Here is a 25,607-nt window from a genome sequence, read left to right on the forward strand (position 1 = left end):
GGGCAGTGTGTGCAGTGCGGACAACTCCCTTGTCCCGCCGCCTATCTGAGGGGTTCTCATGCGCGATCTCACGGACTCGATCGAATCGGTGGAGCAGCTCGCCACGGTGTGGCGGGTCATGGTGCTCGACCGGGATCCGCAGGCGGACGTCCGCGACCTGCCGGGGATCGCCGTCCGCTGGGCCGACTGCCGGTTCGCCTTCTGGAACTGCGTCACGCTGACCGAGCCCGGCACGACCTCCGGACTGCTGAAGCAGCGGCTGGACGAGGCCGCGGAGGTCATGCGGGCCAAGAAGCACCCCGGTTTTCTGTGGGTCTTCGAGGATCTGCTGGACGACGAGGCGCGCGCGGGGCTCGGGGACGCCGCCGAGCGAGCCGGGCTCGTGCACGCCTTCGCCGGGACGGGCATGGCGGGGGATCTGCTGCCCCTTCCCGAACCCACCCATCCCGAGCTGACGTTCTTACGCGTGACCACGGACGATCAGCTGCGCGCCTTCGCCGACATCAACTCGCGTGCCTACGGCTTCCCCTTGGAGGACGGTCGTGACGGTCTCGGGCGCTCCTCGCTGTGGAAGAACCAGGTGTACGCCTACCTGGGCGTGCGCGCCGACGGCACCCCCGTGACCTGCGCCGCCACCGTCGAGGCCGACGGCCGCCTCTTCGTCCTGCTCGTCGCCACCGATCCGGCGTGGGAGCGCCGGGGATACGGAGAAGCGGTGACGCGCAAGGCCCTGCACGAGGGTGGCCGGGCCACCGGACTGGCCCGGGCGACCCTGCACGCCACCGCCGCCGGAGCGCCCGTGTATCCGCGCATCGGCTTCGAGGCGAACTCACCGATGCGGTTCTTCGCCCTCGCGGAGGGCTGACACGCCGGTCCAGGCGCGTCCGCCCCGCGCGTCACCCGGGTGCCGGCTCGCCGGCCTGCTCCCCCTCGCCCCAGGCCATGGCCCGGGCCACCGGAGCGGTCGTGGCCCGCGGGATCACATACGTCGGCAGTACGACATGCCGCTCGTGGTCGGCCCCGGAGTCGTCGATGAGCTTCAGCGCCAGCTCCCCGGCCTCCCGCCCCATGTCCGACGGTGACTGGGCGACCGTGGACAGGTCGAACCAGTCGGCCAGCGGCTGATCGTCGAAGCCGAGCACGGAGATGCGTTCGGGTACGGCGATCTGCGTCCTGCGCAGGTTCCAGATGAGGGCGACGGCGACCTCGTCCTGCTCGGCGAAGACGGCGGTGGGCGGCTCGCGCAGGCTCAGCAGCATGCCGAGCACCTCGGCGGCGGCGCGCTTGTCGCCGGCCCTCGTGGACACCACCAGGTCGTCGTCGAGCGGGACCCCCGCCTCGGTGAGGGCCTGCTGGTAGCCCAGCAGCCGTTCGTCGGAGCTGAAGGAGAAGCCGCTCGAACCCGCCGTCTGGACGAAGGCGATCCGGCGGTGGCCGAGGTTGAGCAGGTGCCGGGTGCCGTTCAGGGCGCCGGCCACGTCGTCGACGTAGATGCTCGGGCGTCCTTCGACGTGCCGGCTGACGTAGATCACCGGCATGCCGAGGTCGTCCAGCCGGGCGGTCTCCTCGTCGGTGAGGTCGAAGGAGAACACCAGGAGCGCGTCGGCGTTGCGGCGTGCCGGGAGGTGCTCGAAGAACGCGGTGCGCTCGGCCAGGTCGGGGATCTCGTAGACGTTCAGCTGCATGCCCGCCGCCCGCAGCAGCGGGGCCAGGCTGGACAGCGCGGATCCCATGAACCAGGAGTTGAGGGTCGGGACCAGCACCGCCACCGTCCCGGTCCGGCCCGTGACCAGGCTCGCGGCCTGCCGGGACACGGCGAAGTTCAGCTCGCGCGCGGCCTTCTCGACGCGGGCCCGCACCTCCGGCGAGACCGTGGACAGGCCGCGCAGCGTGCGCGAGACGGTGGAGGTGGAGACCCCGGCCCGTTCGGCGACGTCGGCCATCGTGGGGTGCCGTTGAGCTGGAGGCATGAGCGGACGGTAGCACCGCGTTCAAAAGCAGTTGACCGCTCCCGGCAGCCCTCGGGCACGATCACGGTTCCGCTCCCGTCCACAAAAGGAGTTCCGTCCGTGACTTCAGCCCCCTTCCCGGACCTGACCACCCCCGGCACGCTGGTGATCGGCACGCAGTACGCCGACGGCCTGGAGCGGCAACAGGCTGTCGTAGCAGCCGAGTTACAGTCCCTGACGACCCCACCCGCCGGGCCCACCGCCGTCAGCTGGTTCCTCAGTACGGACGGGGAGACGGTGCTGACGCTCGCCCAGTGGGCCGACGACACCGCCGTTCCGCCGGCCGGTCCGCCCCGTTACCGGCTGTACCGCAGCCTCGTCGAGGAGCACGAGACGCGCGTCCCGGGGTGTCTCATCACCGCCGCCTTCGACGTCGACGGGCCCGAGCGGCAGCGCTCCTTCACCGACGCGGTGGTCGAGGCCCAGCCGCGCGAAGGCGGTCACCCCGGGGCGATCTCCGCCCACTTCCTGCACAGCATCGACGGCAGCCGGGTGCTGCTCTATACCGAGTGGACCACCGTGCAGGCCCACCAGGAGTCCGCCGAGGCCGGGGACCACGACAAGGGGCACGAGCTGTTCTCGGGGACGCCCGGGGTGCGGCTCACGCACGGTGGGCGGTTTCACCTGTACCGCGCCCTGCGCCGGGATCGCGCGGGGGGAGCCTCACGCGGAGGCGGGTGACGTCAGTCCAGCCCCCCGCCCACCGTGAACCCGATCACCGTCCCGCCCCCCTCCCGCCGGAACGCGAACGGCGCTCCCCCGTGGGCGAGAGCCACCTCCCGGACGATGGACAGGCCCAGGCCGGAGCCCGGCAGGGAGCGGGCGTCGGCGGCGCGGTAGAAGCGGTCGAAGACGCGGTCGAGGTCCTTGTCGGCGATGCCGGGGCCGCGGTCGAGGACCTCCACGCGGATCGTGCCCGGCCGGGCGGGCCCGGCCACGACGATCTCGATGGGGGCCGTGCCGCCCTGGTCGAACTTGACCGCGTTCTCGACGAGGTTGGACAGCGCCCGGGTCAGCATCCCGGGCCGCCCGTCGGTGGTGGTGTCACCGCTCGCGCGGAGCAGGATCCGCCGGCCGCTGCGGCGCCGGGCGAGGCCCGCCACCTCCTCCGCGATGTCGGCGACGCTCACCCGCTGCGGCGGCTCGGTGTCGGACTGCCCGGCCGCGAGGTCGACGAGCTCGTTGACCAGGTCGGTCAGCTCGCGGGCCTCCTGGCCCAGATCGGCGACCAGTTCCTCACGGGTCCCGGGCGGGAGTTCGTCGATCCGGCGGAGCAGGGAGATGTTCGTACGCAGGGAGGTCAGGGGCGTACGCAGCTCGTGGCCCGCGTCCTGGACGAGGCGGCGCTGGTCCTCCTCGGACTGGGCGAGCCGCCCCAGCATGCGGTCGAAGGCCCGGCCGAGCCGGCCCACCTCGTCGTGACCGGCGACGGGCACCTGGATGCCCAGCCGGCGGGTGCGGGCGACGTCCTCGGCGGCGTCGGTCAGGACGACCAGGCGGCGGGTGATCCGCCGGGCCAGCCACCAGCCGAACAGGCCGGCGGCGATCACGACGGCGGCCATCAGCAGGAGCGTCCGCCGCTGGAGCGCCCGCAGCAGGTCCTCGACATCGCTGAACTCCTGCGCGACCTGCACCGCGCCCCGGCCGCCGCCGAGGGAGACGGTCGCGACGCGGTAGACGTCGTCGCCCACGTCGACGTCCTTGTGCTCGGCCACCCGCCCGGACGTCGCGGCCCCGGCGATCCGTACGTCGGCGCCGGTGACCGGCAGTCCGGGGCTGCCCGGGTCGACGACATGGCCGTCCGGGCCGAGCACCTGCACGTCGGTACGGGCGGGCCGGACCAGGTCGTGGCCCGGCGCGGCGGACGAGAAGTCGCCGGGCGTCATGTGGTTCTGCCGCACCTCGTCGCGCAGGTCCTGCACGACCTCGTCGAACACGGTCTGCTGGTCCACCCGCACCAGCCGGGCCGCCGCGCTGTACGACAGGATGCCGACCAGGATCGTCACGGCCGCCGTCACCGCCGCGAACGACACGGCGAACGTGGTGCGCAGCGAGACCAGCTTCAGCCGCCGCCCGCCCAGCATCCGGCCGAGGCGGCCCACTCAGTCCTCCCGCAGCACGTAACCCACGCCACGCACCGTGTGGATCAGCTGCGGCGCGTCCGGCTCGTCGAGCTTGCGGCGCAGATAGCCGACGTAGACGGCGAGGTTCTTCGAGCCGGGGCCGAAGTCGTAGCCCCAGATGCGGTCGTAGATCGTCGAGTGGTCGAGGACGATGCCCGCGTTGCGGACCAGCAGCTCCAGCAGTTCGAACTCGGTGCGGGTCAGCTCCAGCTCGCGGGCGCCCCGCCAGGCCCGGCGCGCCTGCGGGTCCATGCGGATGCCGGCCGCCTCGATGAACCGCTCGGGGACCGGCCGGGGCGCCTCGGCGGGCGCGGCCGCGCTCCCGACGCCGACCGGGCTGGTGCGGCGCAGCAGGGCGCGCAGCCGGGCGAAGACCTCCTCCACGTCGAAGGGCTTCACCACGTAGTCGTCGGCGCCCGCGTCCAGGCCGGCGATCCGGTCGGCGGTCTCCACGAGGGCGGTCAGCATCAGGATCGGCGTCCGGTCGCCCTCGGCGCGCAGCACGCGGCACACCTGGAGCCCGTCGATGCCGGGCATCATCACGTCCAGGACGAGGACGTCCGGACGGTTGCGGTGGGCCTGCGCCAGTGCCTCGACACCGTCGGCGACCGCCATGACCTGGTAACCCTCCAGGGTCAGGGCGCGCTCCAGGGCGTTGCGGATGGCGCGGTCGTCTTCGGCGAGCAGCACTGTTTGGGACACGCGTCCCAGTGTGCCCCGCCGCCGGGTCCACGGGACCGGATGAGCTGCGCCGGAGCGTCCTTCTTACTGCCCTCTCACCAGGGGGCACGCAACCACAGCCCCGGTGACTACCGTCCTCTCACCCTCGGGCCGCGGCGAGCCGGGCCGCGTGCGTCGGCGCCTCCGGCACGTCCGCCGGGCGGCCCACGGCGAACTCCTTGCGCAGCACCGGTACGACCTCCTCGCCCAGCAGGTCGATCTGCTCCAGCACGGTCTTCAGCGGCAGCCCGGCGTGGTCGACCAGGAACAGCTGGCGCTGGTAGTCACCGGCATAGTCGCGGAAGGCCAGCGTCTTCTCGATGACCTGCTGCGGGGAGCCGACGGTCAGCGGCGTCTGCGCCATGAAGTCCTCCAGCGACGGCCCGTGCCCGTACACCGGCGCGACGTCGAAGTACGGCCGGAACTCGCGCACGGCGTCCTGCGCGTTCCGCCGCATGAACACGTGCCCGCCGAGCCCGACGATCGCCTGCTCGGGCGTGCCGTGCCCGTGGTGCGCGTACCGCGTCCGGTACAGCTCGACCATGCGCTTGGTGTGCTCGGCCGGCCAGAAGATGTTGTTGTGGAAGAAGCCGTCGCCGTAGTACGCGGCCTGCTCGGCGATCTCGGGCGAGCGGATCGACCCGTGCCAGACGAACGGCGGTACGCCGTCCAGCGGACGGGGCGTGGCGGTGAAGCCCTGCAACGGCGTACGGAACTTCCCCTCCCAGTCGACGGCCTCCTCGCGCCACAGCCGGTGGAGGAGGGCGTAGTTCTCGATCGCGAGGGGGATGCCCTGCCGGATGTCCTGGCCGAACCAGGGGTAGACGGGGGCGGTGTTGCCGCGGCCCAGCATGAGGTCCACCCGGCCGTCGGCCAGGTGCTGGAGCATCGCGAAGTCCTCGGCGATCTTCACCGGGTCGTTGGTGGTGATGAGGGTGGTGGCGGTGGAGAGGATCAGCCGCTCGGTGCGGGCGGCGATGTGGCCGAGCATGGTGGTCGGGGAAGACGGCACGAACGGCGGGTTGTGGTGCTCGCCGGTGGCGAAGACGTCGAGGCCGGCCTCCTCGGCCTTCAGCGCGATGGCGACCATGGCTTTGATGCGCTCGCGTTCTGTCGGCGTCCGGCCCGTGGTCGGGTCGGGCGTGACGTCGCCGACGCTGAAGATCCCGAACTGCATGGTCGCTCACCCTCCAGGTTGTTTACCCTTCAACCGTACCTGGGAGGGGGCAACAGGCAGGTCGTCACGTCCGGTACGGGTCCCTGCCGGTCTGCCCGAGCAGCCGCTCGAAGGCCGACGCACCCTCCGCCACCGGCACCGGCTCCGCGAACACGCCGGTCGACCGGGCCGTCGGGGCCAGCTCGGCGACCGTGCCGGCGAGCTGCTCCAGGACCGGTACCAGCTCGTCGTCCGCCCGGTACTCCTGACCCGTGGCCCGGGCCAGGTCCCACGCGTGCACCGTCAGATCGAGCAACGCCATCGCCCCGACCAGCCGCGCGGGCATCCGCCACGCCCCTGCCGTGCCCTCCTCGGCACCGGGCGCCGACCAGGCCGCCACCAGCCTGTCCGTCTCCTCGGCGAACCGCTCCCTCCAGTCCGACCCGGCACCGACCCGGTCGGGCGTCGTGGAGAAGTCCGACTCGCCCTTGGCGGCCAGTTTCTGGAACTCCACGACCACCTGGAAGAGGTGGTTGACCAGGGACTTCACGTCGTAGTCGGCACACGGTGTGGGCGCGGAGAGCGCCTCGTCGGGAACCCCCCGGACCACGGGCACGGCCCGCTCACGCGCCACCGCCAGAAGTTCGCCCAGGGTGTGGCTCTTCGCTGCACTGCGCTTGGTGTCCATACAGCGACCGTAGGGACACCCGGGGCCGCCCCTCTTGAAGAAACGCGACGTACGATCCGGCCATGGAGGCACCCCGCCACGACACCCGCGGGATCGTCGACCCGTCCGGGCTGCTGAACCACGTGCGATTCCGCCGCCACGAGCCCGCCGAGCCGCTGCGCCGGTACGTCGAGTGGTACTGGCTCATCGACTGGGACCTGCCCGCGCCCTACGCCTCCCACATCGTCCCGCACCCCGCCGTCAACCTCACCTTCCAGTGGGACGGGGCCGACGAGAAGGACGCGCCCTACGGCGAGGTCACCGGCGTCGCGCTCGGCCTGTACACCAGGAAGCTGTCGGGCCGGGGCCGGGTCTGCGGGGCGAAGTTCCGGCCCGGCGGCTTCCGGCCGTACGCCCCAGAGGCGCCGGTTTCCCGGTGGACCGGCTGCACGCTGCCCGTCCGGGAGGTGTTCCCGCAGGCCACCGGCGACACCGCCCGCTCGGTCGTCACCCCCGCGGACGACCGCGGCCGGGTGGCCGCCCTCGATGCCTTCCTGCTCTCCCTGCCCTGCGCCCCGGATCCCCAGGCAGACCTCGCGATCGACCTCGTCCGACGCATCCAGGCGGACCGCACCGTACGCCGCGTCGGCGACTTCGCCCATGCGCGAGGACTGTCGGTACGGGCCCTGCAACGGCTCTTCTCGACCCATGTCGGCGTCAGCCCCAAGTGGGTCATCCTCCGCTACCGCATCCACGAGGCCCTGGAACAGGCCGGCAGCCGCAGCGACGTCGACTGGGCCGCCCTCGCCGCCGACCTCGGCTACGCCGACCAGGCCCATCTGGTACGCGACTTCACGACGACGGTGGGAGTGTCCCCGGCGGCGTACGCCGCCGGAGCCCGAGCCGGGCGTTAGGGGGCTTCCCACCGAGGCGGAGGTCGGGGCGCGTGCGAAGCTGACCACCATGCTCGTGCTCCGCTCCGCCGCCCTCTTCGTCGTCGCCGCCCTCTTCGAGATCGGCGGCGCGTGGCTGGTCTGGCAGGGCGTGCGCGAGAACAGGGGCTGGCTGTGGGCGGCCGGCGGCGTCCTCGCGCTCGGCGCGTACGGCTTCGTCGCCACGTTCCAGCCCGACGCCCACTTCGGCCGCGTCCTCGCCGCGTACGGCGGGATCTTCGTCGCCGGTTCGATCCTGTGGGGCGTGGTCGCGGACGGCTACCGACCGGACCGCTGGGACATCACGGGCGCACTGATCTGCCTCGCGGGCATGGCGGTGATCATGTACGCCCCGCGAGGAAACTGACCGGCCTGCGGGCCGGGGGGCTCAGAACGGCTCGTCGGGCAGCAGCCCCAGCTGACCCAGGAAATCCATCTCGTCGAAGTACAGGCGGTAGTCGACGATCCGGCCGTCCTTCACGGTGGCGATGTCCACCCCGCGGATCCTGATCTCCTTCTGCGTCGGCGGCAGCGTCTCGCCGTTGGGCAGCTCCAGCGGCCCGGTGTTGCGCCCGCTGAAGATCCCCTCGTCGATGGCCGTGTCACCGACCTCGTAGGAGTGCAGCGACTGGAACGTCGCCTCGGGGAGCGCCTCCGTCATCGTCCGCCAGTACTCGACGATGCTGTCCCGCCCGCGCAGCTCGCCCTCGTCGGGCGTGAAGGCGACCGCGTCCTCGGCGTACAGCTCGCTGATGACCTTCAGATCGGCGTGCGTGGTGACCGCGTCGGTGAGCCGGTCCATGACCTCACGTGCCTCGCCCATGATCCACCTCCGGTGGTGTCAGGGGATCACCCGCACTCATTCTCCCACCGCGAGGCCCGCCTATCCTGGCCGGAGCCCTGAGGCCGACGCCGGCCCGACACCGCACACCACGTCCGAGGAGCTCCCATGGCCACCGCCGCCCCGTCCGCAGCCTCCCGCATCGCCGTCGTCACCGGTGCGAGCAGCGGAATCGGCGCCGCCACGGCCCGGCAGCTCGCCGCCGCGGGCTACCGCGTCGTCCTCACCGCCCGCCGCAAGGACCGCATCGAGGCGCTCGCGGAGGAGATCACCAAGGCCGGCCACCAGGCCACGGCCTACGCCCTCGACGTCACCGACCGCGCGGCGGTCGACGAGTTCGCCACGGCCTTCAAGACGATCGGCGTGCTGGTCAACAACGCGGGCGGCGCGCTCGGCGCCGACCCGGTCGCCACCGGCGACCCGGCCGACTGGCGCCAGATGTACGAGACGAACGTCATCGGCACGCTCAACCTCACCCAGGCCCTGCTGCCCAAGCTGATCGCGAGCGGCGACGGCACGGTCGTGGTCGTCTCCTCCACCGCGGGCCACGGCACCTACGAGGGCGGCGCGGGCTACGTCGCCGCCAAGCACGGCGCGCACGTCCTCGCCGAGACCCTGCGCCTGGAGATCGTCGGCCGGCCGGTCCGCGTCATCGAGATCGCCCCCGGCATGGTCAAGACGGACGAGTTCGCCCTCACCCGCTTCTCCGGCGACAAGGAGAAGGCGGAGAAGGTCTACGAGGGCGTCGCCGAGCCCCTCACGGCCGACGACGTCGCCGACACCATCACCTGGGCGGTCACCCGCCCCAGCCACGTCAACGTCGACCTCCTGGTCCTGCGCCCCCGCGCCCAGGCCTCCAACACGAAGGTCCACCGGGACCTGTGATGCCGGCCGCCGAAGGGGACCGGGAACGGGAACAGCAGCGCCTCGCCCAGGAGACGAAGAACGAACGCCACATGTGGTGGTGGCTCGCCTACTTCCTCTTCGGCATCCACATCGTGGCGTTCGTCATGATCTACGCGGTGCTGCACGCCCCGAAGTAGCTCCCACCCACAGGAGTGAACATCCTGCTGCAATCTCCGGCTCTGGCGCCTGCGCAGTGGGCAAGTACCCCGACCCGTCAGCGAATAAGGGAAACCAAGTGCCCCGGTTCTGACCGGGGCACTTGTGCGTCAGCCCTTCACGCAAACCACCTGCTTGATCTGCGCCACGACCTCCACGAGGTCCCGCTGCTGGTCGATGACCTGCTCGATCGGCTTGTAGGCGCTCGGGATCTCGTCCACGACGCCGGAGTCCTTACGGCACTCCACGCCCCGCGTCTGCTCCTCCAGGTCCTTCGTCGAGAAGCGGCGCTTGGCCGCGTTGCGGCTCATGCGCCGGCCCGCGCCGTGCGAGGCGGAGTTGAAGGACTTGTCGTTGCCGAGGCCCTTCACGATGTACGAACCCGTACCCATGGAGCCGGGGATGATCCCGTAGTCGCCGGATCCGGCCCGGATCGCGCCCTTGCGGGTCACGAGCAGGTCCATCCCGTCGTAGCGCTCCTCGGCCACGTAGTTGTGGTGCGCGCTGATCTCCGGCTCGAAGGTCGGCTTGGCCTTCTTGAACTCCTTGCGGATCACGTCCTTCAGGAGCGCCATCATGATCGAGCGGTTGTACTTCGCGTACTCCTGCGCCCAGAACAGGTCGTTGCGGTACGCCGCCATCTGCGGGGTGTCCGCGACGAAGACGGCGAGGTCGCGGTCGACGAGGCCCTGGTTGTGCGGGAGCTTCTGAGCCACGCCGATGTGGTGCTCGGCCAGTTCCTTGCCGATGTTGCGGGAACCGGAGTGAAGCATCAACCAGACAGAACCGGTCGTATCCGTGCAGACTTCGACGAAATGGTTACCCCCACCGAGCGTTCCCATCTGCTTCGTGGCACGTTCCTGACGGAACTTGACCGCCTCCGCCACCCCGTCGAACCGCCCCCAGAAGTCCTCCCACCCGGCAGTGGCCAACCCATGGAACCGCCCGGGGTCGACGGGATCGTCATGCATCCCCCGCCCCACCGGAATCACCTGCTCGATCCGCGACCGCAGCCGGGACAGATCCCCGGGCAGGTCGTTCGCCGTCAGGGACGTCTTCACCGCCGACATTCCGCAGCCGATGTCGACACCCACCGCCGCCGGGCACACCGCGCCCTGCATGGCGATGACCGAGCCGACCGTCGCACCCTTGCCGTAGTGCACGTCGGGCATGACGGCCAGGCCCTTGATCCAGGGCAGCGTGGCGACGTTCTGGAGCTGCTGGAGCGCGGAGCCCTCGACCGTGGCCGGGTCGGCCCACATCCGGATCGGCACTTTCGCACCAGGTATCTCTACATACGACATAGCGTCCTCAATCCCCCGTAAACGAACAGAAGTCCTCAACAGCAAATACCGGAGCCAAGGTCGACGAAAGGGAATCCGGACCGGCGTCCACGGCAGTGCGTGCGATACACATTGTGTTCATCGGCTGCCCCGAAGCGGCAAGCCGATATCCGCGTCGAGAGGAGCCACCACGTGCAACGGAAGGCGTACGCACCCGGTATCGCCGCGCTCCTCGCGGCCCTGCTGGCCGGCTGCACCGGCGGCTCCGGCGACGGCGGCCCGACGGACGACTCCAACCCGGGTGACACGGGCACGGCCTCGGCCGCCGCCGAGCCGGGCCGGTACCGCACCCTGCCCGAGCCCTGCGGCGCCGTCGGCCAGAGCTCCCTCGACGAACTCCTGCCCGGTATCCGGCAGATCACCGACGAGGAACAGCGCGAGAAGGCCTACGAGGGCGAGGCGACGGTCACGTACGACACCGACCGCAAGGTCGGCTGCCAGTGGAAGGTCGACGCACCGCAGGCCACCGACCATCTGCTCGTCGACTTCGAACGGGTCGTCTCCTACGACAACGCGGTCAGCGACGACAGCCAGGCCGAGCAGCTCTTCGCGGAGAAGGAGGCGGCGGCCCACCTGCCCGCGCCGACCGCCACCGAGTCGACGACCCCGGGCAGCACCCCGGCCGGCGGAGCCACCCCCGCGCCGAGCGGCTCCCCGTCCCCGTCCGGCACCTCCTCGCCCTCACCCTCGACGTCCGCCTCCGCCTCCGCCACCCCGACCGACCTCCAGCCCCGCGTTCTGGAGGAGGTCGGCGACGAAGCCTTCCTCGACGACGAGCTGAGCAGCTCCGGTTCGACGGCCAAGCAGCGGACGGTGACTGTGGCATTCCGCACGTCCAACGTCATCGTGACCATCGAGTACGCCGAGCAGCCGGCCACCGTCGGCGTCGTCCCGGACAGCAAGGAAATGCAGGACAAGGCCCGGAAACTGGCCTCGCAGCTGGCCGATTCGCTGAGCGACTGAGGCCCCTTCACGCCCCCTTCACGCGCACCCGCAAAGCACCCGAAGGAAGAACACACCGCTGCCTCACGGCGTACCGTGACCACTCGGACCCGTTCCGACCGCAGGAACCACGAGCGTCATGAGTGAAGGAACCATGCAGCGACGAGCACAGCGAGACCAGCGAGATCAGCGAGCGAAGCGAGTCAACCGCGTCCTTGTCTGCGCGGCCGCCGTCCCCGTGATGCTGGTCGCCGCCGGCTGCTCCTCGGACTCCGGCTCCGGCGACAGCACGGACAAGGCCGCCAAGGCCGCCGCTTCGGCGTCCGCGAGCCCGTCGCCGACCGTTGAGGCGGCGGCGTACGGCAAGCTCCCGGAGCCCTGCAAGACGCTGTCGAAGAAGACGCTGAAGGACCTCGTCCCGGAGAGCAAGTCCGGCAAGGAGGGCAAGTCGGACGACATTTCGACCCGCGGCAGCTGCTCCTGGAACAGCCTCGACAACAACGGCGTCAAGGGCTCGCAGTTCCGCTGGCTGAACGTGTCGATGCTGCGCTTCGAGTCGGACGTCACCCGCGGCCCGGCCGACAAGCTGGCCCAGGAGTACTTGGAGAAGCAGGTCCAGGACGCCCAGGCTGTGGCGGGTGCCAAGAGCACCAAGTCGGAGCCGGTGCCCGGGACCGGCGACGAGGCGACGGCCGTGCGGTACGAGCTGAAGAAGAAGGAAGGCACCTTCAAGCAGCAGACGGTCGTGGCACGCGTCGAGAACGTCGTCGTCACCCTCGACTACAACGGCGCGGGCCTGGCCGGCGACAAGAGCCCGAGCGCCGACGACCTGATGAAGGACGCGAAGAAGGCCGCCAAGGAGGCGGTGGCGGCGGTGTCCGACGCGAACGGCGCGGGCGGCGGCAAGGCGAGCGGCGCCCCCTCCAAGGCGCCTTCCAAGGCCCCGTCGAAGTCGGCGTCCAAGTCTCCGTCGAAGGATGCCTCCGAGGAGCCCGCCAAGGAAGCCTCGACGTCGCCGTCGAAGAAGCCCGCGTCGAAGAGCTGAACGTCTCCGACCGGATCCGGCCACCCGTTCTCCGTACACATGTGCCACCCTGTTGCGCGCAACAACACGCAAGGGGAGGGGAGTACGGGTGGCCGCGCCACTACAGCTGACTCGGATGCACCGCGTTCTCATCGGTGTGGTCGTGGCCGGCGCCGTGATCATCGCCGGCATCGGCTTCGCCGGTTCGTACGCGGCGGTCCGCGAGTTGGCCCTGAAAAAGGGCTTCGGGAACTTCTCCTACGTCTTCCCGATCGGCATCGACGCGGGCATCTGCGTCCTGCTGGCCCTGGACCTGCTCCTCACCTGGATCAGGATCCCCTTCCCGCTGCTGCGCCAGACGGCCTGGCTGCTGACGGCGGCGACGATCGCCTTCAACGGCGCGGCCGCCTGGCCGGATCCGCTCGGTGTCGGCATGCACGCGGTGATCCCGATCCTGTTCGTGGTCGCGGTGGAGGCGGCCCGGCACGCGATCGGCCGGATCGCCGACATCACGGCGGACAAGCACATGGAGGGCGTCCGCCTCACCCGCTGGCTGCTCTCCCCCGTCCCGACGTTCCTCCTGTGGCGCCGCATGAAGCTCTGGGAGCTCCGCTCCTACGACCAGGTCATCAAGCTGGAGCAGGAACGTCTCGTCTACCAGGCCCGGCTGCGTTCCCGCTTCGGCCGGGCGTGGCGCAGGAAGGCCCCGGTGGAGTCCCTGATGCCCCTGCGCCTGGCCCGCTACGGCGTCCCTCTGGCGGAAACGGCCCCGGCGGGCTTGGCAGCGGCAGGCATAGAGCCTGCCTTGATCCCCCCGCCGCCGCAGCCGCAACTGGACACAGGCATGGCTGCGGGCAGTCGTGCCGCTGGGCCGGCACCCGTCCCACAGAGAGCGGCACCTCCCAGCGAGCAGCGCCCCCAACTCGAGAGCAACCAGGACGCCGAGCAACCGGACAACACCCCGGAGCCGGACCAGAGCCCCTGGTTCAACACCCCCCGCGAGGTCGAGTACCAGGGCGGCTACGACCCCGACTACGATCCCGCGGAGCAGTACGCCCAGTGGATCGCGGAACAACAAGAAGCCGAGCAGTACCAGACCCAGTACGAGCAGGAACCCACCCCGGAGGACACCGGCAGCTTCCCCATCCCGGTGGGCCCGGGCCGCACCCGGGAACTGGGCGACGGCGGCGGCACCCCGCCCGCTCCCGAGCCGGACGAGGAGTCGTACTACCAGGTGTTCCGTCAGTCGATCGACGGCAGCTACCCCACGCCCCGCGCCCTCGGCGACAACATCCAGGCGACCTACGGGACGACGCTGAGTCCCAGCGCCCTGAAGACCCTGGCGGAACGCTTCCAGAAGCGCCACACGGCGGAACTGGAAGAGGACCACATCGCATGACGGCATGAAGGAAGGGGCCCTGCGAACAGGGCCCCTTCCTTCAACACCGGCGACTACTCCCCGAGCAGAGCCCGGACCCGCTCCTGCCCCACCGCCAGCAACAGGGTGGGCAGCCGCGGTCCCGTGTCCCGCCCCACCAGCAGGTGGTACAGCAGGGCGAAGAAGGACCGCTGCGCGGTCTTGATCTCCGGCGGCAGCTCCTTCGGCGTGGCGTCGGCCGAGAACCCGGCCTGCACCTTGGGCACGCCGTACACCAGGTGAGTCAGCCCGTCGAGCGACCAGTGGTCGGCCAGCCCGTCGAGCAGGAGCCGCAGTGACTGCTGGGACGCCTCGTCCAACGACTTCAGCAGCTCCGCGTCCGGCTCGTCCCGCACGATCGTCCGCTGCTCGGCCGGCACGTGCGTGTTGATCCAGGCCTCGGCCTTGTCGTACCGCGGCCGGGCCTCGTCGAGCGAGGTCAGCGGCTGCTCCGGGTCCAGCTCGCTGAGGATCCGCAGCGCCTGGTCCTCGTGCCCGGCGGTGATGTCCGCGACGGACGCCAGCGTCCGGTACGGCAGCGGCCGGGCCGTCCGCGGCAGCTCACCGGCGGCCGTGCGCACCGCACGCGAGTGCGCGGCGACGTCGGCCGGCAGGGCGCTGCCGTCGGCGACCTTGGCGTCGAGCCGGTCCCACTCGTCGTACAGCCGCTGGATCTCCTGGTCGAAGGCGACCTTGAAGGACTGGTTGGGCCTGCGCCGGGCGTACAGCCAGCGCAGCAGCTGCGGCTCCATGATCTGCAGGGCGTCGGCCGGGGTGGGCACGCCGCCCTTCGAGGAGGACATCTTCGCCATGCCGGAGATCCCGACGAACGCGTACATCGGCCCGATCGGCTGCTTGCCGCCGAAGATCCCGACGATCTGCCCGCCGACCTGGAACGACGACCCGGGCGACGTGTGGTCGACGCCGCTCGGCTCGAACACGACCCCTTCGTACGCCCACCGCATCGGCCAGTCGACCTTCCAGACCAGCTTGCCGCGGTTGAACTCGCTGAGCCGGACCGTCTCCGAGAAGCCGCAGGCGGTGCAGGCGTAGGTCAGCTCGGTGGAGTCGTCGTCGTAGGAGGTGACGGTGGTGAGGTCCTTCTCGCAGTTGCCGCAGTACGGCTTGTACGGGAAGTACCCGGCGGAGCCGGAGCTGCCGTCGTCCTCGGCGGCCGCGCCGGAGCCCTCGGCGGCCTCCAGCTCGGCCTCGTCGACCGGCTTCTGCCCCTGCTGCTTCTTGGCCGGGGCCTTCTTCGTCCGGTACTGGGCGAGGATCGCGTCGATGTCGCCGCGGTGCTTGATGGCGTGCAGGATCTGCTCGCGGTACACCCCTGAGGTGTACTGCGCGGTCTGGCTGATGCCGTCGAACTCCACGCCCAGCTCGGCCAGCGACTCGACCATCGCGGCCTTGAAGTGCTCGGCCCAGTTGGGGTGGGAGGAGCCCTTCGGCGCCGGGACGGACGTCAGCGGCTTGCCGATGTGCTCGGCCCACGACTCGTCGACGCCGGCGATGCCCTGGGGCACCTTGCGGTACCGGTCGTAGTCGTCCCAGGAGATCAGGTGCCGCACCTGGTACCCCCGGCGGCGGATCTCGTCGGCGACGAGGTGCGGGGTCATGACCTCGCGCAGGTTGCCGAGGTGGATGGGGCCCGACGGTGAGAGGCCGGACGCGACGACGACGGGTTTGCCCGGGGCCCGACGCTCCGACTCCTCGATGACCTCATCCGCGAAACGGGAGACCCAGTCGGTGGTCTCGGTGCTCTGAGCCACGATCGGCACGTCCTTCTTTCTGCATCGGGCAGCCGGTACGGTCGCACGGCTGACCGCACCATTGTCCCAGACCTCCTCGCGCCCGGAAAAACGGCTTTACCGGTCCTGAGGACTGAGCGGGAGTGAGTCCTGTTGCCAGGGCTCGTGCTCAGCCGCGTGCTCCGAGCGGTGTTGGGCACGCTGGTCGCCCGCTTTCGCTCCGCGTCCGGGCGGCACGCATCTGATGCGTGGTCCGGGATTGCGGGGGCGGGGTCCCTCACGCCCCGGGGTCTCCGGTCCGGCCTGGACGGTCCGATGCGCGTACCGCCCACGCACCCGCATCATGCGGCACACCCTGCCGCGAGCGCACCGAAAGATCCCACGACGCCAGTGAGCCGAGGAAGGAGCCGACCTCGCGCAGCCCACCCACCCCGCTCACCCCCCACGCCTGGCACCGAAGACCCGACACCGACCCAACGAGCCACGCCCCCGAGCGCACCCCACTGCAGACCGCTGCTCACTCACACTCGCCCCAGTACGCTCGCTTTCAATCAAGCGGCAGCAGCACAACCCCCCATGGGATACTGGCCGTGTCTATCCATTCCCTCGAGGAGAACGGCACCCTTTCCTATGGCCTCGGTCACGTCCCTCAGCGACTCCGTCCACCAGCGCCTCGCGGCGGCCCTGTCGGCGGCTCTGCCGCAGGCCGGCTCCGCGGACCCGCTGCTGCGACGAAGCGACCGGGCCGACTTCCAGGCCAACGGGATCCTGGCCCTCGCGAAGAAGGAGAAGGCGAACCCGCGGGAGCTGGCGACGCAGGTCGTCTCCCGGGTCGAGTCGGGTGACGTGATCAAGGACGTCGAGGTCTCCGGCCCCGGCTTCCTGAACATCACGATCACCGACCGGGCGATCACCCAGAACCTCGCCGCGCGCTACGCGGACGACACCGGCCGCCTCGGCGTGCCGCACACCGAGCACCCGGGCACCACGGTCATCGACTACGCCCAGCCGAACGTGGCGAAGGAGATGCACGTCGGTCACCTGCGCTCCGCGGTGATCGGCGACTCGGTGGCGCAGCTGCTGGAGTTCACCGGCGAGAGCGTGGTCCGGCGTCACCACATCGGCGACTGGGGCACCCAGTTCGGCATGCTCATCCAGTACCTGGAGGAGCACCCGCACGAGCTGGACCACCACGACGGCGAAGACCTCCAGGCCTCCGGCGAGCAGGCGATGTCGAACCTGGACCGCCTCTACAAGGCCGCGCGCAAGTTCTTCGACTCCGACGAGGAGTTCAAGACGCGGGCCCGGCGCCGGGTGGTGGACCTCCAGGCGGGCGATCCGCAGACGCTCGCCATGTGGCAGAAGTTCGTGGACGAGTCGAAGATCTACTTCTTCTCCGTCTTCGAGAAGCTGGACATGGAGATCCGGGACCCGGACATCGTCGGCGAGTCCGGCTACAACGACATGCTCGCGGAGACCTGCCGCCTGCTGGAGGAGTCGGGCGTCGCGGTCCGCTCCGAGGGCGCGCTCTGTGTCTTCTTCGACGACATCAAGGGCCCGGACGGCAACCCGGTCCCGCTGATCGTGCAGAAGTCGGACGGCGGCTACGGCTACGCGGCGACCGACCTCTCCGCGATCCGCGACCGCGTCTTCAACATCAAGGCCAACACGCTCCTCTACGTCGTGGACGCCCGCCAGTCGCTGCACTTCAAGATGGTCTTCGAGACGGCCCGCCGGGCGGGCTGGCTGAACGAGGACGTGCACGCGGTGCAGCTCGCCTTCGGCACGGTCCTCGGCAAGGACGGCAAGCCGTTCAAGACCCGTGAGGGCGAGACGGTCCGGCTGGTGGACCTGCTGGACGAGGCGATCGACCGTGCCTCGGCGGTGGTCCGGGAGAAGGCGCAGGACCTCTCCGAGGAGGAGATCGCCGAGCGGGGCACGCAGGTCGGCATCGGCGCGGTGAAGTACGCGGACCTGTCGACGTCGGCGAACCGCGACTACAAGTTCGACCTGGACCAGATGGTCTCGCTGAACGGCGACACGTCCGTCTATCTCCAGTACGCCTACGCCCGGATCCGGTCGATCCTGCGCAAGGCCGGCGAGGCCCGGCCGGTGGCGCACCCGGAGCTGGACCTGCACGAGGCGGAGCGTGCGCTGGGTCTGCACGCCGACTCGTTCGCGGCGACGGTGGCGGAGGCGGCGGCGGAGTTCGCCCCGCACAAGCTGACGGCGTACCTGTACCAGCTGGCGTCGCTGTACACGACGTTCTACGACAAGTGCCCGGTCCTGAAGGCCGAGTCGCCGGAGCAGATCGAGAACCGCCTGTTCCTCTGCGACATCACGGCCCGCACGCTCCACCAGGGCATGGCCCTGCTGGGCATCCGGACGCCCGAGCGGCTCTGACGCCCGCGTACGGGTGCGGCCCAGCCCTCCGCATACGGGTGCGGCCCGTCCTCTCCCCCGCTGGGAGGACGGGCCGCAGTCAGTTGACGGAGCCGGCCGGGGCCGGGGTCAGCAGTTGGGGCAGGCGTTCGCCATGCGCTTGAACGCGGCCCGGGTACCCGACCCGGGGTCGCCGTCGATCTTGCCCTTGTACCCCCACTTGGCCTTCAGCCAGCGCTGCAGCGCCTTCACCGTGTTCGGGCCGACCTTCCCGTCGATCTTGTCCTTGTAGGCGTAGTTCTTCTTGAGGAAGCGCTGCAACGCCTTCCAGCTCTCGGTGCCGAGCTGCCCGTCGATCTTGCCCTTGTACTGCCAGTGCTCCTTCAGGACGCGCTGGACCTTCTTGGCCTCACCGGACGTCAGACCGAGGTTGACGACCGCGAGCGGGCTGACCTCGGCGCCGGCCGCCGGCCGCGTCTCCGCCGCGACACCGGGACCGGCGGTGGCCAGGCCCCCGACGGCGATCCCGATGGCGGTGGTGGCACAGACGAGTGTCTTCGTGAGTGCTCGCATGAGTTCCCCTCCGATGGTTGCGAGTGCTCTGGGTGCTGCGTGGCAACGAGACTGCGGCCCGGGGACCCGGAGCCGCCACAGTCGCCGCGGAAGTGACGTCCTGACGGGACGTCCCACGCGCTGACCTGCGGTGACGCCGTACGCCGGGACGACGTGGCGGGACGGTCGCGGCGAGGTGTGGCCGAATCGGTAGGGGGCGGCGGGGAGAACGGAACCGATGTATGGGGCACCGCGTGGATGCTGATGCAGAATGCGGCGTTGACGGGACCGCTGACCACGGTCCACGAACGCGAGTGGGGGGAACATGTCGCGTTGGAAAGGGCTGCCCGAAGAACTCGACCCGTGCGTACGGCAGTTGGTGGTGCGCTTACGCCGGGTGAAGGACCACAGCGGACTGAGCCTGCGCCAGCTCGCGGCCAAGACGGGGTACAGCACGTCGTCCTGGGAGCGCTACCTGGCCGGCAGGTCGCTTCCGCCCAGGGAGGCCGTCGAGGCGATGGCCCGCCTCGGCGGTGACGACCCGACCCGCCTCCTCGCCCTGCACGAGGTCGCCACCGAGGCGTGGGGCAAGGGGGCGGACCCGGCACAGCCCGGAACCGGGCCCGGAACCGAGCCGGGACCCGGCGCACCCCGCCCCCACGGCCGGGCGCTGCGCATCACGCTCACAGCCGGATCGGTGGCCCTGGTACTGGCCGTGGCCGCCTCGGTCCTGCTGGCCGTACGGCTCACGGACGGCGAGGGCAGAGCGGCGGCGGCCGGCCTCACCGCCACCGCCACGACGGCAGCGGGGTCGCCCGAGGAGTCGGACCGGCCCCGGTACACCTGCCGGGCGGAGCGGATCGAGGGCCGCTGGTACGCGGGCAACAGCCGCACCATGAAGGCCGTCCTGGCCGAGGGGCACGCCGGACCGGAGGTGGCCGAGGCACAGTGTCTGCTGCGCGAGGCGGGCCTCTCACCGGGCGCCGTGGACGGCATCTTCGGCCCGCACACGAAACGTGCGGTCAGGGACCTGCAGAAGAGGGCGCACCTGGTCGTGGACGGCATCATCGGCCCGCACACCTGGAAGGCCCTGCGGGAATGACGCGGACCCCGCCCGGCCCGCTGCCGCCCGAACGCGCCCGGCTCGCCTCCGCGCTGCGGGAGCTGAGGGCGGGCACGGGCCTGAGCCTGGCGGCCCTCGCGGCGAAGACCACGTTCAGCAAGTCGTCCTGGGAGCGCTACCTCAACGGCAGGACGCTTCCGCCGCGCGAGGCGGTGCAGGAGCTGTGCCGGCTCGCGGGCGAACCGGAGGGCCGGTGTCTCGCGCTGTGGGAACTGGCGGAGTCGGAGTGGAGCGGCCGGGCCGCACCGTCGACACCGAGCGCGCCCACAGACCCGCCCTCGCCCCCGGAGGCGGACGTCTCGAAGCCTGCCGCCGGCGGCAGGGGCGCGGTCCTGGCCGTCCTCGCGTCGGTGTGCGCGACAGCGGCCGGCGGCCTGTCCGTGGCCCTGGTCCTCCTCGCGGGCCAGTCCGGCGACCCCCGGCCGTCCCTGCCGTCCCCGCCACCCCCGTCCGCCCCGGCACCCCGCTGCCGTGGAGCCACCTGCGAGGGCAAGAGCCCCATGCACATGAGATGCGGCACGGCCCCGCTCACCCTCGCCTCGCACCGCACGTCCACCGGAGCCCAGCTCGAACTGCGCTACAGCGACAAGTGCGCGGCCGGCTGGGCCCGGATGTGGAGCACGCGGATCGGCGACCGGCTGGAGCTGAACAGGACCGACGGAGGCCGCCGTCCGCACGCCGCCGAGATCACGGACGGCCTCGCCGCCCAGTCCTACGTCTACACACCCATGACCGAAGCCCTCCCCGGCGCGACCGTGCGGGCCTGCTTCCGTCCGGTGACGGGAGGCAGCAGCGAGTGCTTCGACGCCCGCGTGGAACAGTAGGAAGAAGCCCGGTGTCCTCTAAAGCAGCGTCATCTCCTCCGGCGCGGTGATGCCGAACTCCTCCTCCAGGAGCCGCCGCGCCTCCGCTTCACCGGTCACCTCCCGCTCGGTGACCGTGCCGTCGGAGCGGGTCTCGGTGAGAAGCCGGCCGTCGAGCAGGAGGTGTCGGGTGGCGCCGAGGTGCTGGACGTAGAGGCGCCGGCTGAAGGGCGAGCGCGGGTTGGTCGCGATGTGCCAGTTGATGACGTCGAAGTCGGGCTTCTCGAAGGGCTCCAGGGTGAAGGCGTACTGGCCGCTCCAGTCGTCCTTCCCGGGGTCGTGGGCCTGGAGCAGCCACATCTCCAGCGGTCCGTCGTGCGGCACGTGCACCAGGCGGTGCCGCCGCCCGGCCCCGGCGAACTCCACGTCCGCGACCAGGGGCACCGGCTCCAGCAGCGCGCCGATCGCTCCGAAGCCGACGTCCGCGAGGTACGGCCGCGGTTCGCCGGGGACCTCGGCCAGCAACGCCATGTGGGTGCGCGGCCGGCTCGCGATGCTGTCGGCGCCGACGACCACCCGCGCGGCCAGCAGGGTCACCCGGAAGCCCAGCGCCTCCAGCGCGCGGGCGAACAGCGTGTTGTGCTCGTAGCAGTAGCCGCCGCGCCGGCTGTGGACCAGCTTCGCCGTCAGGTCGGCCGGATCGAGGGAGGGAGCCCCGCCGCGCAGCGCGTCGAGGTTCTCGAACGGGATGGCCCGCATGTGCGCCAGATGCACACCGCGCAGCGTGGCCGGGTCGGCCCGCCGTTCCCCCTCCCACCCGATCCGCCGGAGGTACACGTCGAGGTCGAACGGTATGGAATCGAGCATGACGGCACCGTAATCACACCCGGCCCACCCTGTCCGCGGTCCACAGCCGGAAACGCCGCTCCCCCGTTGGTCCTAGGGCCCGTCCTAGGCCCCCGGCGTACCGGCCCGAAGCCCCTTGCCCAGCCGCCGCAGCCCTTCCTCGATCTCCTCGGGCGTCTGCGTCACGAAGCACAGCCGCAGGGTCGTACGGTCGGGCGGGCCGGCGTAGAAGGGAGCGCCGGGGACGTACGCCACGTCGTGCCGCACCACCTGCGGCAGCAGGGCCGTGGTGTCGTACGGCTCCGGCAGGCGCGCCCAGAGGAACATGCCGCCCTCGGGCCGGGTCCAGACCGACCCCTCGGGCAGCGCGCCGGGCAGCGCCGCGAGCATGGCGTCCCGGCGTTCGCGGTACACGCCGGCGACGCGCGTGACGTGGGCGTCCAGGTCGTGGTCGGCGAGGTACCGGGCCGCGGCGAGCTGGTTGACGGTCGGCGTGTGCAGGTCGGCGGCCTGCTTGGCGACGGCACAGGCGCGCCGCAGCTCATCGGGCGCGCGCAGCCAGCCCAGCCGCAGACCGGGCGCCATCACCTTGGAGAAGCTGCCGAGCAGGACCGTACGGTCCTCGGCGCCCGGGAGGGAGGCGATCCAGGGCACGCGTTCACCGTCGTACCGCAACTCCCCGTAGGGGTCGTCCTCTATGATCCACAGCCCGCGGCGGGCGGCGACCGCGGCCACGGCGGCGCGCCGCTCGGCGGGCAGCGTGCGGCCGGTGGGGTTCTGGAAGGTGGGCACGGTGTAGAGCAGCTTGGGCCGCTCGCGCACCACGAGCTCCTCCAGCGCCTCGGGATCGACACCGTGCTCGTCACCGGGCACGGGCACGACCCGTGCTCCGGCGAAGCCGAACGCCTGAAGGGCCGCCAGATAGCAGGGGTTCTCGACGAGGACGGTGTCCCCGGGTTCGAGCAGCGCGGTGGCGAGGAGCGAGAGGGCCTGCTGGGAGCCGGTGGTGACGAGCAGGTCGTCGGGACCGGTCGGCAGCCCGCGGACCGTGGTGCGGCCGGCGAGCGCGGCCCGCAGCGTGGGCTCGCCCTCGGTCGTGGAGTACTGCAGCGCCCGCGCGGGTTCCTCGGCGAGCACGGCCCGGTACGCGGCCGCGATGCCCGCCGCGTCGAACAGCTCCGGCGCCGGCAGCCCGCCCGCGAAGTTGATCACCTCGGGACGGGCGGTCACGGCGAGGATGTCCCGCACGGGAGAACCGCCGACCGACCGCGCCCGCGCGGCGAGCGGCGGCACGGGAGAGTGGGCGGGCGCGGGCTCGGTGACGGTCATACACGGCTCCTTCGACTGCGGTGACGAGTTGTCCGCCGCAGCCTAGAGAAGTGCATGCCGCCTACAAGCACCTTTCCGCGATCCGGACGCCCTGCTCAGCCCTTGGCGGCCAGCCCCGCGTACACGTTGATGTCCGCGTCCGTGACGTCGTTGATGTCGCGGTAGCGGACCTTCTCGATGTCGTCGAGACCGGCGAGGTACGACTCCTCCGGCTGCTCGGGGACGGGAGCCGCGCCATCGGGCCGCCAGCGGTGCGCCGGGACGACCCCCGGGTCGGCGATCTCCAGGGAGTTCTCCGTGAAGAACCGCTCGACCTCCGCCCGGGACCGCAGCACGAAGGTGAACCCCCGCTCGGTGTACGTCCGCTGAACCGCGCGGATGTTCTCGGGGTTGAGGTCCTCGGTGAGGTGGCTGAGCACCAGCCGGCTGCCGACGGGCAGTGCGTCGATCAGCTCGCGCACCAGCGGATAGGCCTCCTCGTCCGCGACGAAGTGCAGGATGGCGACCAGGCAGAGCGCGACCGGCCGGTCGAAGTCCAGGGTTTTGGCGGCCTGTTCCAGGATGCGGGCCGGATCCCGCAGATCGGCGTCGATGTAGTCCGTACGCCCCTCGGGACCGCTCGTCAGCAGGGCCCGCGCGTGCGCGAGTACCACCGGGTCGTTGTCGACGTACACGACCCGCGAGTCGGGCGCGATGCGCTGCGCGATCTGGTGCACGTTCTCGGCGGTCGGCAGTCCCGTGCCGATGTCGAGGAACTGCCGGATGCCGTCCTGCTCCACCAGCGTGGTCACGGCGCGGCGCAGGAAGTCTCGGTTGTGCCGTACGTCGAGGTACCCGCGCGGGTTGGCGGCGAGCGCGGCGGCGGCCGCGTCCCGGTCGGCCGGGTAGTGGTCCTTGCCGCCGAGGAAGACGTCGTAGACCCGGGCCGGGTGCGCCTTGCTGCTGTCGATCCTCCTCTGCAGCTCGGCGGGATCGTGGCTGAGGGCGTCACCGGTCATGGACGTCTCCCTGAAGAGTAGGTGGTTCAATCAGCAACCACTTCGACGGTCAACAACCTAACGGTTCAAGCGATTTGATGGTGCCCGTGCGCGTTCCACCGAGTCAGTCGGTGGTTCCGGCCGGGACCCACTTGTCGCCGCCCAGCGGGAACTCGTACGCCGGGCGCCCGTTGTTGCCGCTCGTGCGGAAGGGCCGGCCCCGGTCGTCCACCGCCAGCGTGCCGCTCCGGCCACCGCTGGACCATCTCAGCTCCAGGTACCAGCTGACGTCGTACGCGGAGGCGTCGGCCCGGATGTAGTAGACCTCCGGGTCGGACTCGCTCACCTTGAACGGGAAGTCGTCGTGCCCCGCCTCCGGGACGACGGCGGGACGCGCGGCGTCGAGAGCGACCGTGAAGGAACGGGTCGGCACGTTGCCGCCGCAGCCGACGCCCGGATAGCCCATGGCGTAGTCGTTCCACGCGAGCGGCGCACGCTTGGCGGCCATCCGGACCGTCAGCCGGTCGACGACCACCGTCTCCTTCCCGGTGCCCTGCACGGTGACCTTCAGATACTGCTCCCCCGACGGCACGGCACCCATCGCCCCCACCCAGGCGGGCGCGTCCTGCTCCGGCGGCGGCGGCCCCACGCGCCCCGGCGGCCGGTTCACCAGGTAGCGCTGGGAGCAGGGGCTCTCCCAGGCGTGCGGGTCGGTGCGCACGTTGAGGGGGCGGCGCCCGAGGGGGCGGTGGCGTCCCGCCCCCTCGGGCGCTCGGCCCCGGCACCGCTACCGCTACCACTACCGGTGGCGGAGGCGGAGGCGGACGAGGTCGGCGTGGCGGAGGCGGCGTCCCTTCCGCCGCCCTTCTTCCCGCCGCTGCCGGAGGAGGGACTGCCAGAGGGCGACACCGATGCGGCCGGGCCGCCGTCCGGCTGCTGCCGGTGCCCGTCGGAGACCGCCACCGAGCCACGACGCCCGTCGTCGTCCTCCCTGCCGGAGGGCAGGGCCACGGCGAGCCCGACCCCACTCAGGACGACGGCGACGACGGCAGCGGCGAGCAGGGCGGGACGGGGGTGGCGTGGACGACGCGGCCGGCGGTCCACCGGCACCCCTGACACAACGTCGCCCGGCTCCTCCGAAGCCCCGGCCCGATCCTCGGTGACGCGCTCGCCCGGCTCCTCGGCAACGCGCTCGCCCGGCTCCTCCGCAATGCCACCGCCCGGCTCCTCGACAACGCGCTCGGCCGGAGGGGCGCCAGTCCCTTTACGCCCTCGGCCGGCATCCGCCAGCACCCACCGCCGATGCAGCTCGACAAGCTCCTGCGGCGACGCCTTGCACAGCCGGGCGAGCCTCTCCACAGGCGCGTAGTCGGTGGGTACGGCATCCCCGTTGCAGTACCGGTGCAGCGTCGACGTACTCATGTGGAGCCGCTTGGCGAGCACCCCGTAGCTCAGCCCGGACCGCTCCTTCAACTCCCCCAGCAACGCGGCGAAGTCCGCCGCGGCCGTGCCCTCCGACACCGTTCCTCCATCCCCCATGTCCCGTTCCCCCGTTCCAGGGGAGGGTCGTTTCCCCTGGTCAAGGCCGGTGCGGGCGTTCCAGCGTCC

The 25,607-nt window shown here is 71.3% G+C and carries 24 protein-coding genes and 2 pseudogenes; 12 read left to right on the forward strand and 14 right to left on the reverse strand.

The window, feature by feature from the left end:
• Nucleotides 1-58: 58 nt before the first annotated feature.
• The gene (locus MQE23_RS19195; protein ID WP_243379689.1) at nucleotides 59-865 is read left to right on the forward strand and encodes a GNAT family N-acetyltransferase; all 807 of its coding nucleotides are present in this window, start codon (nucleotides 59-61) and stop codon (nucleotides 863-865) included.
• Between the two features lie 31 nt (nucleotides 866-896).
• Here the strand turns inward: MQE23_RS19195 and MQE23_RS19200 are convergent, their stop codons facing one another.
• Nucleotides 897-1,943 (reverse strand): LacI family DNA-binding transcriptional regulator, encoded by a 1,047-nt coding sequence (locus MQE23_RS19200; RefSeq protein ID WP_243382684.1) that lies wholly within the window; start codon nucleotides 1,941-1,943, stop codon nucleotides 897-899.
• 126 nt (nucleotides 1,944-2,069) lie between these two features.
• On the opposite strand from MQE23_RS19200, the gene MQE23_RS19205 reads away from it, so the two are divergent.
• Nucleotides 2,070-2,690 (forward strand): antibiotic biosynthesis monooxygenase, encoded by a 621-nt coding sequence (locus tag MQE23_RS19205; protein WP_243379690.1) that lies wholly within the window; start codon nucleotides 2,070-2,072, stop codon nucleotides 2,688-2,690.
• Between the two features lie 2 nt (nucleotides 2,691-2,692).
• Here the strand turns inward: MQE23_RS19205 and MQE23_RS19210 are convergent, their stop codons facing one another.
• From MQE23_RS19210 to MQE23_RS19225, 4 genes are all read right to left on the reverse strand, one after another.
• Nucleotides 2,693-4,093 (reverse strand): HAMP domain-containing sensor histidine kinase, encoded by a 1,401-nt coding sequence (locus tag MQE23_RS19210; protein WP_243382686.1) that lies wholly within the window; start codon nucleotides 4,091-4,093, stop codon nucleotides 2,693-2,695.
• A gap of 18 nt (nucleotides 4,094-4,111) precedes the next feature.
• The gene (locus MQE23_RS19215; RefSeq protein ID WP_082319871.1) at nucleotides 4,112-4,834 is read right to left on the reverse strand and encodes a response regulator transcription factor; all 723 of its coding nucleotides are present in this window, start codon (nucleotides 4,832-4,834) and stop codon (nucleotides 4,112-4,114) included.
• 118 nt (nucleotides 4,835-4,952) lie between these two features.
• A complete protein-coding gene (locus MQE23_RS19220) occupies nucleotides 4,953-6,029 on the reverse strand; it encodes an LLM class flavin-dependent oxidoreductase (RefSeq protein WP_020272809.1) in 1,077 nt (358 codons plus the stop codon).
• A 64-nt stretch (nucleotides 6,030-6,093) separates the two neighbouring features.
• Nucleotides 6,094-6,696 carry a TIGR03086 family metal-binding protein gene (locus tag MQE23_RS19225; protein WP_243379691.1) on the reverse strand — a complete coding sequence of 201 codons (603 nt, stop codon included), beginning with the start codon at nucleotides 6,694-6,696 and terminating at the stop codon, nucleotides 6,094-6,096.
• A 62-nt stretch (nucleotides 6,697-6,758) separates the two neighbouring features.
• Here MQE23_RS19225 and MQE23_RS19230 point away from each other — a divergent pair, with 62 nt between their 5' ends.
• Together MQE23_RS19230 and MQE23_RS19235 are read left to right on the forward strand one after the other, a co-directional pair.
• Nucleotides 6,759-7,589, forward strand: coding sequence for a helix-turn-helix domain-containing protein (locus tag MQE23_RS19230; protein ID WP_243379692.1), 831 nt, complete (start codon nucleotides 6,759-6,761; stop codon nucleotides 7,587-7,589).
• Nucleotides 7,590-7,638: 49 nt separating this feature from the next.
• A complete protein-coding gene (locus MQE23_RS19235) occupies nucleotides 7,639-7,974 on the forward strand; it encodes a YnfA family protein (protein ID WP_020272806.1) in 336 nt (111 codons plus the stop codon).
• A gap of 21 nt (nucleotides 7,975-7,995) precedes the next feature.
• On the opposite strand, the gene MQE23_RS19240 is transcribed toward MQE23_RS19235, so the two are convergent.
• Entirely contained in the window at nucleotides 7,996-8,430 is a 435-nt protein-coding gene (locus MQE23_RS19240; protein ID WP_020272805.1) for a nuclear transport factor 2 family protein, read from the reverse strand.
• A 126-nt stretch (nucleotides 8,431-8,556) separates the two neighbouring features.
• Between MQE23_RS19240 and MQE23_RS19245 the strand changes: the two genes are divergently transcribed.
• Together MQE23_RS19245 and MQE23_RS19250 are read left to right on the forward strand one after the other, a co-directional pair.
• Nucleotides 8,557-9,333 carry an SDR family NAD(P)-dependent oxidoreductase gene (locus MQE23_RS19245; protein WP_020272804.1) on the forward strand — a complete coding sequence of 259 codons (777 nt, stop codon included), beginning with the start codon at nucleotides 8,557-8,559 and terminating at the stop codon, nucleotides 9,331-9,333.
• A complete protein-coding gene (locus tag MQE23_RS19250; RefSeq protein ID WP_020272803.1) occupies nucleotides 9,333-9,491 on the forward strand; it encodes a hypothetical protein in 159 nt (52 codons plus the stop codon). Before MQE23_RS19245 ends, MQE23_RS19250 begins: the two co-directional genes overlap by 1 nt.
• Before the next feature lie 129 nt (nucleotides 9,492-9,620).
• Here MQE23_RS19250 and MQE23_RS19255 read toward each other — a convergent pair whose 3' ends face one another.
• Nucleotides 9,621-10,814 carry an RtcB family protein gene (locus MQE23_RS19255; RefSeq protein ID WP_037669378.1) on the reverse strand — a complete coding sequence of 398 codons (1,194 nt, stop codon included), beginning with the start codon at nucleotides 10,812-10,814 and terminating at the stop codon, nucleotides 9,621-9,623.
• Nucleotides 10,815-10,985: 171 nt separating this feature from the next.
• Between MQE23_RS19255 and MQE23_RS19260 the strand changes: the two genes are divergently transcribed.
• The 3 genes from MQE23_RS19260 to MQE23_RS19270 all read left to right on the forward strand — a co-directional run bounded on the left by MQE23_RS19260 (nucleotide 10,986) and on the right by MQE23_RS19270 (nucleotide 14,218).
• Nucleotides 10,986-11,816, forward strand: a complete 831-nt coding sequence (locus tag MQE23_RS19260; RefSeq protein WP_243379693.1) for a DUF3558 domain-containing protein — start codon at nucleotides 10,986-10,988, stop codon at nucleotides 11,814-11,816.
• A gap of 118 nt (nucleotides 11,817-11,934) precedes the next feature.
• The gene (locus tag MQE23_RS19265; protein ID WP_037669376.1) at nucleotides 11,935-12,840 is read left to right on the forward strand and encodes a DUF3558 family protein; all 906 of its coding nucleotides are present in this window, start codon (nucleotides 11,935-11,937) and stop codon (nucleotides 12,838-12,840) included.
• Nucleotides 12,841-12,955: 115 nt separating this feature from the next.
• The gene (locus MQE23_RS19270) at nucleotides 12,956-14,218 is read left to right on the forward strand and encodes a DUF2637 domain-containing protein (RefSeq protein WP_243379694.1); all 1,263 of its coding nucleotides are present in this window, start codon (nucleotides 12,956-12,958) and stop codon (nucleotides 14,216-14,218) included.
• Between the two features lie 53 nt (nucleotides 14,219-14,271).
• On the opposite strand, the gene lysS is transcribed toward MQE23_RS19270, so the two are convergent.
• Together lysS and MQE23_RS19280 are read right to left on the reverse strand one after the other, a co-directional pair.
• A complete protein-coding gene (gene lysS / locus MQE23_RS19275) occupies nucleotides 14,272-16,017 on the reverse strand; it encodes a lysine--tRNA ligase (RefSeq protein WP_020272797.1) in 1,746 nt (581 codons plus the stop codon).
• Between the two features lie 87 nt (nucleotides 16,018-16,104).
• Nucleotides 16,105-16,305: pseudogene (locus MQE23_RS19280) on the reverse strand (transposase); the annotation flags it as partial.
• Between the two features lie 312 nt (nucleotides 16,306-16,617).
• On the opposite strand from MQE23_RS19280, the gene argS reads away from it, so the two are divergent.
• Nucleotides 16,618-18,390, forward strand: coding sequence for an arginine--tRNA ligase (argS, locus tag MQE23_RS19285; RefSeq protein WP_243379695.1), 1,773 nt, complete (start codon nucleotides 16,618-16,620; stop codon nucleotides 18,388-18,390).
• Between the two features lie 108 nt (nucleotides 18,391-18,498).
• On the opposite strand, the gene MQE23_RS19290 is transcribed toward argS, so the two are convergent.
• Nucleotides 18,499-18,942: a peptidoglycan-binding domain-containing protein gene (locus MQE23_RS19290; protein WP_020272795.1), complete on the reverse strand. Its 444-nt coding sequence runs from the start codon at nucleotides 18,940-18,942 to the stop codon at nucleotides 18,499-18,501.
• Nucleotides 18,943-19,246: 304 nt separating this feature from the next.
• On the opposite strand from MQE23_RS19290, the gene MQE23_RS19295 reads away from it, so the two are divergent.
• On the forward strand, nucleotides 19,247-20,023 hold the full coding sequence (locus tag MQE23_RS19295; protein WP_243379696.1) for a peptidoglycan-binding protein: 777 nt from the start codon (nucleotides 19,247-19,249) through the stop codon (nucleotides 20,021-20,023).
• Nucleotides 20,020-20,868: an XRE family transcriptional regulator gene (locus MQE23_RS19300; RefSeq protein WP_020272793.1), complete on the forward strand. Its 849-nt coding sequence runs from the start codon at nucleotides 20,020-20,022 to the stop codon at nucleotides 20,866-20,868. Before MQE23_RS19295 ends, MQE23_RS19300 begins: the two co-directional genes overlap by 4 nt.
• 18 nt (nucleotides 20,869-20,886) lie before the next feature.
• Here the strand turns inward: MQE23_RS19300 and MQE23_RS19305 are convergent, their stop codons facing one another.
• The 4 genes and pseudogenes from MQE23_RS19305 to MQE23_RS19320 form a co-directional block, all read right to left on the reverse strand.
• On the reverse strand, nucleotides 20,887-21,714 hold the full coding sequence (locus MQE23_RS19305) for an arylamine N-acetyltransferase (protein WP_243379697.1): 828 nt from the start codon (nucleotides 21,712-21,714) through the stop codon (nucleotides 20,887-20,889).
• 84 nt (nucleotides 21,715-21,798) lie between these two features.
• Nucleotides 21,799-23,022: a PLP-dependent aminotransferase family protein gene (locus MQE23_RS19310; RefSeq protein WP_020272791.1), complete on the reverse strand. Its 1,224-nt coding sequence runs from the start codon at nucleotides 23,020-23,022 to the stop codon at nucleotides 21,799-21,801.
• Between the two features lie 95 nt (nucleotides 23,023-23,117).
• Complete coding sequence (locus tag MQE23_RS19315) at nucleotides 23,118-24,020, reverse strand: SAM-dependent methyltransferase (RefSeq protein ID WP_020272790.1); 903 nt, start codon at nucleotides 24,018-24,020, stop codon at nucleotides 23,118-23,120.
• A 103-nt stretch (nucleotides 24,021-24,123) separates the two neighbouring features.
• Nucleotides 24,124-25,520: pseudogene (locus MQE23_RS19320) on the reverse strand (helix-turn-helix transcriptional regulator).
• Between the last annotated feature and the right edge of the window lie 87 nt (nucleotides 25,521-25,607).

The sequence above is a fragment of the Streptomyces sp. HP-A2021 genome, from assembly GCF_022807935.1.
Classification (GTDB): domain Bacteria; phylum Actinomycetota; class Actinomycetes; order Streptomycetales; family Streptomycetaceae; genus Streptomyces; species Streptomyces afghaniensis.

Bases quoted from the DNA above. Each gene is read 5' to 3' on its own strand.
- MQE23_RS19315 (WP_020272790.1), bottom strand. From the start codon at position 24,020: ATGACCGGTGACGCCCTCAGCCACGATCCCGCCGAGCTGCAGAGGAGG.
- MQE23_RS19230 (WP_243379692.1), top strand. From the start codon at position 6,759: ATGGAGGCACCCCGCCACGACACCCGCGGGATCGTCGACCCGTCCGGG.
- MQE23_RS19310 (WP_020272791.1), bottom strand. From the start codon at position 23,022: ATGACCGTCACCGAGCCCGCGCCCGCCCACTCTCCCGTGCCGCCGCTC.
- MQE23_RS19225 (WP_243379691.1), bottom strand. From the start codon at position 6,696: ATGGACACCAAGCGCAGTGCAGCGAAGAGCCACACCCTGGGCGAACTT.
- MQE23_RS19305 (WP_243379697.1), bottom strand. From the start codon at position 21,714: ATGCTCGATTCCATACCGTTCGACCTCGACGTGTACCTCCGGCGGATC.
- MQE23_RS19235 (WP_020272806.1), top strand. From the start codon at position 7,639: ATGCTCGTGCTCCGCTCCGCCGCCCTCTTCGTCGTCGCCGCCCTCTTC.
- MQE23_RS19255 (WP_037669378.1), bottom strand. From the start codon at position 10,814: ATGTCGTATGTAGAGATACCTGGTGCGAAAGTGCCGATCCGGATGTGG.
- MQE23_RS19295 (WP_243379696.1), top strand. From the start codon at position 19,247: ATGTCGCGTTGGAAAGGGCTGCCCGAAGAACTCGACCCGTGCGTACGG.
- MQE23_RS19240 (WP_020272805.1), bottom strand. From the start codon at position 8,430: ATGGGCGAGGCACGTGAGGTCATGGACCGGCTCACCGACGCGGTCACC.
- MQE23_RS19195 (WP_243379689.1), top strand. From the start codon at position 59: ATGCGCGATCTCACGGACTCGATCGAATCGGTGGAGCAGCTCGCCACG.
- argS (WP_243379695.1), top strand. From the start codon at position 16,618: ATGGCCTCGGTCACGTCCCTCAGCGACTCCGTCCACCAGCGCCTCGCG.
- MQE23_RS19300 (WP_020272793.1), top strand. From the start codon at position 20,020: ATGACGCGGACCCCGCCCGGCCCGCTGCCGCCCGAACGCGCCCGGCTC.
- MQE23_RS19200 (WP_243382684.1), bottom strand. From the start codon at position 1,943: ATGGCCGACGTCGCCGAACGGGCCGGGGTCTCCACCTCCACCGTCTCG.
- MQE23_RS19220 (WP_020272809.1), bottom strand. From the start codon at position 6,029: ATGCAGTTCGGGATCTTCAGCGTCGGCGACGTCACGCCCGACCCGACC.
- MQE23_RS19270 (WP_243379694.1), top strand. From the start codon at position 12,956: ATGCACCGCGTTCTCATCGGTGTGGTCGTGGCCGGCGCCGTGATCATC.
- MQE23_RS19250 (WP_020272803.1), top strand. From the start codon at position 9,333: ATGCCGGCCGCCGAAGGGGACCGGGAACGGGAACAGCAGCGCCTCGCC.
- MQE23_RS19265 (WP_037669376.1), top strand. From the start codon at position 11,935: ATGAGTGAAGGAACCATGCAGCGACGAGCACAGCGAGACCAGCGAGAT.
- MQE23_RS19290 (WP_020272795.1), bottom strand. From the start codon at position 18,942: ATGCGAGCACTCACGAAGACACTCGTCTGTGCCACCACCGCCATCGGG.
- MQE23_RS19210 (WP_243382686.1), bottom strand. From the start codon at position 4,093: ATGCTGGGCGGGCGGCGGCTGAAGCTGGTCTCGCTGCGCACCACGTTC.
- MQE23_RS19245 (WP_020272804.1), top strand. From the start codon at position 8,557: ATGGCCACCGCCGCCCCGTCCGCAGCCTCCCGCATCGCCGTCGTCACC.